Raw genomic sequence first — 10503 nt, forward strand, 5'->3', positions numbered from 1 at the left:
TGACGTATCCAGGGCGTAAGCCCGGTTATTCCGCTTTTTTTGCGGCGGCTTCGGACACTTCCACAAACTCGTCACCGGCTGCAGCCACACCAACGGTGTTACCGTTTTTAGCATCAAGGATGGCATCCGCTATGGTGCGAACATACAGGTTCACAGCGCGCATGGAGTCATCGTTCGCCGGGATAACATAGTCAATTTTATCAGGGTCGTTATTGGTATCAACCACACCGATGACGGGGATTTTCAGCTTGCGGGCTTCTTCAACCGCAATGTGCTCAAAACCAACGTCGACGATAAAGAGCGCATCTGGCAGGCCGCCCATGTCCTCGATACCGCTCAGGCCGCGCTCAAGCTTTTCAAGCTCACGTGCCATCATCAGTGCTTCTTTTTTAATCATGCCGGAAAAACCGGTTTCATCGCGCAGTTTTTTCAGTTCTTTCAGACGAAAAATGGACTGACGAACGGTTTTGAAGTTGGTGAGCATGCCACCCAGCCAGCGGTGATCAACATATGGCATGCCGCAACGCTTCGCGTGTTCACGAATGCAGTCCTGCGCCGCACGCTTAGTGCCTACAAACAGTATTTTTGCCTTGTTGGCCGCCAGACGACCTGCATAGTTCGCTGCATCGTTCAGCAGCGGTATGGTTTTTTCAAGGTTGATGATATGAATTTTGTTGCGGGAACCGTAAATGTACTCGGCCATTTTGGGGTTCCAGTAGCAGGTACGGTGTCCGAAATGTGCGCCGGCTTCAAGCAGGTCGCGCATGCTGGTTTTTTGCATGTTTCTCTCCACGGGTTATGCGTCCACACTTCCCATACGGCACCCTTTCGGGACCCGGCCGTACTGTGTCGAAGCGTGTGAGTCGTTAAAAAGCGTCATCTTTATACCACAAAGCCATCTCAGGTACAATGAATTTAATGCCTCTGTGTGCCAGGGGTATCTGTAACGCAAACTTCGCTTCGATGCAGGACAGATGCACCTGTGTACGTGTCTTTGTATATTTAAAAATTGTCCGGCACAGAGGCCTGCGATGACATGACCCCACAGGCATGATAGGCTTAAAATCGCCAATACTGGCTTCTACGACCGGAAACCATCGATGAACAGGCAGGTCAGCGCGCTTCGAGAGGAGGTTAAACGCTTTCGTGAATCCCTTCGTGACCGGCTTGCCCGTGCCCCCCGTTCACTGAGGCTTAACGGTGAACTGACAGCCTTCACCGACACCCTGCTGCAAAAGCTCTTTCGCATGCATCACCTGCATGAGGGGCGAAACGTTACCCTGCTTGCACTCGGCAGTTATGGTCGACAGGAACTCCAGCTCTATTCAGACGTTGACTTGTTGCTGTTGCATCCCCCGAACCCTGAACCGGAAATACTGACTAATGCGCAAAAATTCATCCAGGGCTGCTGGGATACGGGGCTTGAACCCGGTGCGCAAATCGGAACTGTTGCAGACCTTGCTGCACTTGCCAATGACGACCTGACCCTTCTCTCGAGCCTGCAGGACATGCGCATCATCTGTGGCAGTGCCTCACTTGCCGATGCACTCGCCTACGCCATTCATCCCCTGCATCTTTGGAGCAGTGAGGCGTTTTATCATGCCAAACGCAAAGAGCAGGAAGCACGCTGGCGAAAATACAACGAAACCGCATGCAGCCTTGAGCCGGATGTCAAGCTCGGGCCCGGGGGCCTGCGCGATTTGCAGCTGATTCAAGCTGTCGGTAAACGCCACTTTGGCATGAAAAAACTCTCTGACGGAATTGCCTGTGGCTACCTTTCTTCACGAGAATACACGCGATTACTGGCCTGTCAGCGTTTTCTCTGGAAGGTGCGCTCTCACCTGCATGCGCTTAGTAACGGACGTGAAGACAGGCTCCTCTTTGACTGGCAGCAGCCGCTGGCCGCGCGTTTTGGTCATCGGGATGCACCAGGGTCGCTTGCGATTGAGCAGTTCATGAAAGTGTATTTTCGGGTCATCAAGCAAAGCCGGGAACTGAGTGAAGAGATTTTGCAGGCGTTTGAAGAAGAACATCTTGCACCCAAACGCCTGCGCATGACACCGCTCGATGACAAGTTTCTGCTCTGCAACCGTCGCATCGGGGTACGCTCCAGTACCGTATTTGCCAATGACCCTGGAGCCCTTCTTACGCTCTTTCTCTGGCTCGCAAAGCGGCCTGATATCGAGGGCATACGCGCTGAGACCCTGCGCCTTATTCGCGATAATCTTTTTCGAATGGACATGAGGGTACTAAAATCGCGCCGGGCAACTACGTGTTTCATGGACATTATTCGAAAGGCACCAAACCCCGCTGATATCCTCGAGCGCATGCATGCTTCCGGGGTGCTTGGACATTATCTGCCGGCCATCGCGGCCGTCACCGGGCAAATGCAGTATGATTTGTTTCATGCTTATACGGTCGATCAACACAGCCTTTTTGTGCTGCGAAACGTGGCACGGTTTCGCTACCCGGCAACTGCCGCACGCTTTCCACTTTGTGTAGAGCGCATGAAAACAGTCACACACACCGAGGCTTTGCTGCTCGCCGCGCTTTTTCACGATATCGGCAAAGGCCAGGGAGGCTGTCATTCCAGCAAGGGCGCCATGGAAGCCCGGCGCTTTGCCCTGCGTCATCATCTCTCTAAAGACGAAACCGCCCTGCTCGTATGGCTGGTGCAGCACCATCTTCTGATGTCTCATACCGCGCAGCGTCAGGATATCTATGACCCTGAAACCATCACACGCTTTTGCCGGCACATCCCAGACACTGAATACCTGGACTGCCTCTATCTGCTGACCGTTGCCGACATCTGCGCCACGAACCCCACCCTCTGGAACAGCTGGAAAGACTCCCTTTTACGCGAGCTTTTTCGCGCAGCACACGCGCATCTCTCAAAGGCAGTCTCAGAACCTGACGGCTCCAGTCAGATTGCTGCAAAACGCCGGGAAAAGGCACTGAAACTCCTGAAGCATGCCCCAAAGGACATGGTCTGTGCGCTGTGGGCGACTTTCAACGAAAAGTATTTTCTCCACGAATCGCCCAAAACACTTGCCGCACACGCCGAAGCCATCGTGTCTTCGCGGCATTTTCCTGTGGTTACCCTGCTGCCCCATCACGGTGAGGGCGCGACCGGTGTTTTGATTTACATGCCGCGAATGGATGCGCATTTCACCATTGCAACGACTGTTCTCTGTAATCAGCATGTCACGATTCAAGAGGCGTATATCCTGAGGTGTGCGAATCATTTCACCCTTGATACTTATGTGATTCTTGATGAAAAGAACAACATCCTCTGCGACACCCATCGCCTGCAATCCATTCAGCGCGCACTCGTTAACGCGCTTTCAGCACCTCCTGGCAGCCCGCTGCCGCAGGTCGTGCAGCGGCGATTGATGCGCCAGCAGGTACATTTTCACACAAAACCCTCCGTCATTTTCCGTGAGGATAAGGAAAACGGCCTGACCCGCATGTTCCTTACCGCCGCTGACCGAAGAGGTCTGCTCGCAGAACTTGGGCATCTTTTCCATGCACAAAAAATCATCCTGCACAGCGCCAAAATTGCCACGGCCGGCGAGCGAGCTGAAGATACCTTCTGTGTGTCAGACGCTGACAACCAGCCCCTGTCAGAAAGTCAAAAAGCACTCCTGCGGCAAAAAATTCGTAAAACATTCGCTTAGGGTCTATTGACCATTGGTGACACTGCTGCAAAGCACGTCACCAAATGTCAACAGACCCCTGGGCACACCCCGTGTCATTAGAAAATGTAATAACCTAGATTATTACTTTTAATTTTACTAATAAACAAACAACGCTTATCCTTCATGTAAAGAAAATGACTGCCGGAGTGAACCGTGGAGCTGAATGTATTTTTCCTGACAGGCCTGATGCTCGCCTGCCCCATGCTTGCAGCCCTCCTGAATGCATGCATGCCACAAACATACGCCGCACAAGGAGCACGCCTCAGCGCTTCGCTGACTGGGGTCAGCCTGCTGATAACTCTCCTTTGCCTGTATCTCGCTGTATCAGGTCATGCCGCTATTGAGGCAACTTCCTTTCTGGCGGCACGCCCGCTTAACCTGCTGCTTTGCGCGCTGGTATTTCTTGTGAGCTTCGCTGTGCAGCGTTTTTCATGGCGCTACATGAACGGCGACCGGTATTATCAGCGTTATTTTCGCAATCTCGCAGCCCTTACGCTCTCAGCTGCCCTGCTGATTCTCTCAGACAATGCCTTTCTGCTCTGGGCAGCCTGGTCGCTCACGAGCTTCTTTTTGATTCGTTTAATGGTACACAATCCCGACTGGCCTGCGGCAAGGCAATCCGGCCTCTTGACGCTGAAAATGTTGCTGCCTGCGTCCATCAGCCTCCTTCTCGCCATGCTGCTCGTGGCTCAGGAAACCGGCAATGCTTCGCTGCAAAGCCTGCAGAGCCTCAAAAACAGCTCGCCTCTTACGGTAGCAGCCTGCGCGCTCGTCTTACTGACAGCATTTATCCAGTCAGCGGCCTGGCCATTTTCCCGATGGCTGACTGCGTCCTTAAACTCCCCGACCCCTGTTTCCGCGATGATGCACGCGGGCGTGATTAATGCCGGGGGCATTCTGATTGTCAAACTGGCACCACTTGTTATTCTAAACCCGCCGCTGCTGACAGTGCTGTTCCTGATGGGCGCACTCTCGGCATTTATCGGAACCTTCTGGAAACTGCTGCAGACCGACATCAAACGAATGCTTGCCTGCTCCACCATGGGACAAATGGGGTTCATGCTGATGCAGTGCGGGCTTGGGCTCTTCATTCCAGCCATTATCCACCTTTGCTGGCACGGACTTTTTAAGGCGTACCTTTTCCTGTGGTCAGGCGGGAGCGGGGTACAAAAAAAATCAACTGAACGCCTGGCGGAGCGCCGCTCCCTCACCTTGATGCTGGCGCTAATCGGCGGCGTACTGGGCGCGCTCCTCTTTATACAGTCGAGCGGTATCACAATGCCAGCCCTGAATTCGACTCTCTTTCTTGTCCTGTTCACCGCAATGGCAGGCGCACAGTGCATGCTGGCACTCATGCCTGGCAACCTCACGCCAGCGCGCTTTTTACTGGCGCTGTCCATAACCCTTGTCACCAGCAGCCTCTACGGTAAAACACTCTTTCTTATGGAGGCGCTGCTGCCAGAGCCCTATCTGTCAGCGCCGCAGCCGCTCTCGCTTATCCATGTCAGTGTGTTAATGCTTTTCACAGCATCGTGGGTATTTTTTAACACCCCACTTTTTAACCGGTTTATCCGCGGCCAAACAGGCGCGACACTCTGTGTTGCCGCTTTAAATGCCAGTCAACCACCGCTGAAAACGGTGACGACGCAACGCGCAAGCTATCCGTTTTCTGCCACGAACTCTACCCTTTAACGCCAGAGGAGCCACTCATGTCTACCGCCGTTTCCTGCATGCAGCAGCCAAAAACCGCCCTGCATTCGGTCGCCTCTGAACCCGACAGCCTTGAGCGTCTTATCGAAGAGGCCGCGCGCGTGGTTCCTGTGGTCTGGCCTCTCCAGACGTTTATTGCTAACAATCCGCTGCAGGGGCTTGAAGGAGAGGCTTTTTCAGAGGCCCTCAGTCAAACGCTGACTGTACCCATGCCTGCAAATACGCATGAGGCAGAACGACTGGATGCAATCAATGCACAATGCATCAAGTGGTGCTCGGCACTGCTTGATACCGAACAGGCAACCATCCCTCTGCCGTGGCGTGAAGAGGGGCTTTACCCGGCTTTTCAAAAGCTCGTTACTTATGATGCAACGGTGCATCAGCATAAGGCATCGCGCAAAGCCTGGCTGAAAGCCCTGCCGCTTAATGCCCGGGATGCGGTGCGACACTGCCTTGATACGCTCGGGGTAGCGAAAGCGCTTGAGCCTGCTTTCATCAGTGAACACTTTAGCGCACTGCCCGGATGGGCGGGGCGCATAAAATGGCAGGAACAGCAGCAGCGCTCGGAAAATGCCCCGGAAGCACCCGCCCGACTTATCGACTTTTTGGCCATGCGTCTTGTCCTTACCTGCATGCTCTGGCCAGACATCTTACAGACCTGGACGCCTGAATCACCTGCCAGCGCGCCACATCACGTGCTTAAAACACTGGAATCCCATGAAACACGCTATCGGGACAACCTGCTTAAAGCCCTTCTTGAGACCGGTAAAACCTCACAGCCTGAGGCAGGACGGCCGGACGTGCAATGCGTTTTCTGCATAGACGTTCGTTCCGAACCCCTGCGCCGCGCCATTGAAAGTCTGGGACGCTATGAAACCTTTGGGTTTGCCGGATTTTTTGGCCTGCCCGTTCGTGTGCATGCGACCCACACCAATACCCTTAAAGTCTGCTGCCCAGTTCTGCTGCAACCGGCGCATACCGTTCATGAGCACCCGCTTTTTATCAACGAAGCCGCCGAAAAAACCCATTTTTTCAGCAAAAGCCTTGCTACACACCTGAAAAATGCATTTCAGTCTTTGAAATATAATTTCTCAACTCCCTTCACGCTCGCCGAGTTTCTCGGGCCATGGTGCGGGCTGCATCTGCTTATTAAATCCCTGATGCCAAAAACCGAGAGCAGGTTATGCGACATTCTGAATCGCGCCTTCGTGAAAAACCCTGATACGAAACCGATTTTTGAGGGAGAGGAGGTGCAGGATGCGTTTGGTCTCACCTTTGAGGAGCAGCTTAATTCCGCTGAAAATATCCTGCGACTGATGAGTCTCGATACACATTTTGCCAAAATCATCCTGCTTTGCGGACACGGAGGAAGTACCGTTAACAACCCTTACGCCTCCGCACTTGACTGCGGCGCATGCGGTGGCAATCATGGCTTTACCAATGCAAAAATGCTTGCAGCCATTCTTAATAAGCCTGAAATCCGCGGCGCGCTTGAAGACCGCGGCATCCACATCCCGCTCGATACCGTGTTTTACGGTGCCTGCCACGACACCACCACCGATACGGTCAATCTCTTTTTAAGCCGGGAAACGCGGGTCGTCTACCCCGATATTTTGGAAAAGCTGATGGAGGACCTTCATTCTGCGAAAATCGCAGTCAATGAAGAGCGTGCAAAAAAACTCGAATGCAATGCAAACGCCGCTGATATCGAACAGCGCAGCCAGGACTGGTCTGAAACACGTCCTGAGTGGGGGCTTGCCAGTAACGCGGCTTTCATCGCCGCACCTCGACACCTCACACGCACCCTGCATCTTGACGGGCGCTGCTTCCTGCACAGCTATGACTGGACGAAAGACCCAGGCGGCACGCGCCTTGAAACCATTCTAACGGCTCCCCTTGTAGTTGCCCAGTGGATTAACGCCCAGTACCTGTTCTCAAGCATTGATAACGCCCGCTTTGGCAGCGGGAGTAAAATCACGCATAATGTCACCGGAAAGTTCGGTATCATGCAGGGCAACGCCAGTGATTTAATGCACGGTTTACCCCTGCAGTCGGTGGCACGCGATGACGAGCGGCTTTTTCATACGCCACAGCGACTGCAGGCATTTATCAATGCAAAAGCCTCCACGGTGCTTGCCATTGTGAAAAAACACAAGACGCTGCATCAGCTTGCCGCCAACGCCTGGATATTTTTCTATGTGCTCGACTCGGTAGACGGGAGCGTTTATCTGATAAAAAACGGTGAACAGGGTCTTTTCTGCGAACCAATCGCAGCCTGAGAGCCATTTTAGGAGTGCGCGATGGATTACACCCATAAAGCCATACTGCTCGCAAGCATGCACGAAAAAGAGCGCGCGTTCTCTGGCGCGTTTCAAGATGCGCTCGCCTCTACCCTTGTTGTCAGGGACTTTAACACCGACCGCTTTGGCACGTTTAGCGGCGAAGTCGAACGCTCGCAAAGCCCCTATGAAACCTGCGTATTAAAGGCTCAAACGGCAGCCGAGCACTACGGGTTTGAACTTGCTGTTGCGAGCGAAGGCAGCTTTGGCCCGCACCCCACCATCCCCTTTCTCGCCGGCGACCACGAAATCATGGTATTTCTTGACAGAAAAAATCAGCTCATCATTGCTGAACAGCTGCTGACAGAAACCACCAATTTCAACCAGATTACGCTGGACAGTCCACACTGTCCCGAGGATTTTTTGCAAAAAGTGGGATTCCCCGAACATGCGCTCATTGTGCAAACAGCAGAAAAGGGGCGCGTGATTGAAAAAGGCATCCGCGACAGGGCTTCATTGTTGCAGGCGCTGGAGAGGGGCTTACAAGAAACCGACCGTATCTTTCTCACCACCGACATGCGCGCCATGATGAATCCCACGCGCATGAAGGTGCTCGAAACGCTTGCACAAAAACTCGTGCGGCGCATTGCGACTAAATGTCCGGCATGCCTTACTGCGGGCTTCGGATTTAAAGCCACCGGCGGTCATCTTTCTTGCCGGGTGTGTGAAGGCGAAAGCGCTTTATACCGGCATGAAGTCTGGGCATGTGTACGCTGTGAGTATACTAAGGACGTTCCGCGCGTCGATGGCCTTTTGCACGCTGACCCCGCTTATTGTTTTATCTGTAACCCCTAACCAAAGAAGTTTTAATCATGAAGCGAATTATTGATGACATCGAGACAGCAGTATGTGAGCTGAAAAATGGCCACATCCTTGGCCTGCCGACCGAAACCGTATATGGCCTTGCCGCCGATGCGACCAATACCAACGCCGTTAGGGAGGTGTTTACCATCAAATCCCGCCCGCTTCATCATCCCCTCATTCTTCATGTAGCGCACAAAGACGATGTGTATCAATGGGTAGAGCATGTCCCTGATTATGCCGAGACACTCATGGATACTCACTGGCCAGGCCCTCTGACACTCGTATTCCGGTTAAAACGCGACACTGCACTCTCTCCGCTGGTAACAGCAGGGCAGGAAAGCATCGCCATCCGCTGCCCCGGTCACGCCAGTGCACGCGAAATTATTCGCCGCCTTGGCGCCCCGGTTGCCGCCCCTTCTGCAAACCGCTTCGGGCACACGAGTCCCACTGAAGCCCAACATGTGCTTGATGACTTTCCAGACGCATCTTTTTATGTTTTCGAAGGTGGCAACTGTTCAGTTGGCATTGAATCGACCATTGTAAACGCGATGGGCGCAGAAAATGCCGAAATCTTAAGGCCGGGTATAATTACCCTTTCCTCCATCCCCGGAGTATCCCCTGCCACAACACAACAAACCCCGAGGGTCTCAGGCAGCCTGAAACAGCACTACCAGCCGCAAAAACCCCTGTATTTTACCGCGCACCATACCCTCAACACCATTTTCGAGCGCCTGCCTTCAAGGGAACACTGCGCCTTACTCGGGTTTTCAACGCCTCGCACTGCAACGCGTTTTTTATACGTTTTCGCACCCAATCCCGAGCAGGCATCCCGCGAATTCTATCGCCAGCTTCGGCTGGCAGACCGCACAAAAGCGTCTTTTATCCTGGTTGAACTGCCTCCCAGGACGGCAGAATGGGCCGGATTGCTTGACCGCGCGCAAAAAGCGGGACGGCCGGTCAGCGAACTTTTGGGGTAATGGTTTAATATCAGTTTTATTTTTGTTAGACTGAAAAAACATCAGAAATTCTGATTGAGGCATTCATGTCACTCGATACGATTACACTGCAATGCTTTCTAACGGTTGCGGAAACACGCAGTTTCACCAAAGCGGCCCATCGGGTGGGCAGAACGCAATCGGCTATCAGTCAGCAAATCGCAAAACTTGAAAACCTTCTGGAAACCCCGCTTATTCAACGTGGGCGGGAGTTAAGCCTGACGACCGAGGGAGAAATTTTCCTTGGGTATGCGAAGAAAATTTACGAGCTGCACCGGGAGTCCATTGACCGCTTTAAGGAACCCGAACTACGGGGCGAACTGCGCTTTGGCCTGCCCGAAGATTTTGCGACCATGATGCTCTCAGAGGTGCTGGTTGAATTTTCACGATTGCACCCGCGCGTGGTGCTTAATGTAGAGTGTGAGTTAACCCTGAACCTGCTTGAGCGCTTCCATCAGGGCGACTTTGACCTCATTCTTATCAAAAACACCCATCCTGATACCTTTTCAGAGGGCACCACCGTTGCCAGTGAGCCGGTTGACTGGGTGGGCAAAGGTGAGCTGTTATCGAGCCTAAACGCCGACACCCCGATTCCGCTTATCCTCTCGCCCGCACCCTGTGTCTATCGCGAAAACGTAATCGGTGCGCTTGATGAGCATCATCTGCGCTGGCGTCTTGCCTTCAGCAGTGCGAGTTATGCCGGTAAAATGGCGGCGGCACGTGCAGGTCTTGGTATTACCGCCATCCAGCGCAGCATGGTTCCGGCATTTCTTGACAGGCTCGAGACAGATTTTCTGCCGGGCTTAAACGATGTTCATATTGCATTACTCAAAAAATCGGAAAAAAATCCTGCTGTTCAATCGCTTGAGTATTTTATTTTGAAAAAACTGAAGCAACAGGGCATGCTTAAAACGCATGACCTGCCTGGCAGCGTATTTTAAACAAACGGAGTCAACG

General features: G+C 53.1%; 7 protein-coding genes. 6 read left to right on the forward strand and 1 reads right to left on the reverse strand.

Annotated features, from left to right (window positions below; all coding sequences use genetic code 11):
* Positions 1-25: 25 nt before the first annotated feature.
* Positions 26-781 (reverse strand): 30S ribosomal protein S2, encoded by a 756-nt coding sequence (rpsB, locus tag E4T54_RS03015; protein WP_028386943.1) that lies wholly within the window; start codon positions 779-781, stop codon positions 26-28.
* A 319-nt stretch (positions 782-1100) separates the two neighbouring features.
* Here rpsB and glnD point away from each other — a divergent pair, with 319 nt between their 5' ends.
* From glnD to E4T54_RS03045, 6 genes are all read left to right on the forward strand, one after another.
* Positions 1101-3677, forward strand: coding sequence for a [protein-PII] uridylyltransferase (gene glnD / locus E4T54_RS03020; RefSeq protein ID WP_028386942.1), 2577 nt, complete (start codon positions 1101-1103; stop codon positions 3675-3677).
* A gap of 174 nt (positions 3678-3851) precedes the next feature.
* Positions 3852-5390, forward strand: a complete 1539-nt coding sequence (locus tag E4T54_RS03025; RefSeq protein WP_051550987.1) for a proton-conducting transporter transmembrane domain-containing protein — start codon at positions 3852-3854, stop codon at positions 5388-5390.
* Positions 5391-5407: 17 nt separating this feature from the next.
* Entirely contained in the window at positions 5408-7687 is a 2280-nt protein-coding gene (locus E4T54_RS03030; RefSeq protein ID WP_051550986.1) for a DUF2309 domain-containing protein, read from the forward strand.
* Positions 7688-7708: 21 nt separating this feature from the next.
* Positions 7709-8542, forward strand: coding sequence for a DUF6671 family protein (locus tag E4T54_RS03035; protein WP_028386940.1), 834 nt, complete (start codon positions 7709-7711; stop codon positions 8540-8542).
* Between the two features lie 17 nt (positions 8543-8559).
* Complete coding sequence (locus E4T54_RS03040) at positions 8560-9528, forward strand: L-threonylcarbamoyladenylate synthase (protein ID WP_028386939.1); 969 nt, start codon at positions 8560-8562, stop codon at positions 9526-9528.
* A 65-nt stretch (positions 9529-9593) separates the two neighbouring features.
* Positions 9594-10487, forward strand: coding sequence for a LysR substrate-binding domain-containing protein (locus E4T54_RS03045; protein WP_051550985.1), 894 nt, complete (start codon positions 9594-9596; stop codon positions 10485-10487).
* Positions 10488-10503 lie beyond the last annotated feature (16 nt).

This window comes from Legionella geestiana (genome assembly GCF_004571195.1).
GTDB lineage: Bacteria > Pseudomonadota > Gammaproteobacteria > Legionellales > Legionellaceae > Legionella_B > Legionella_B geestiana.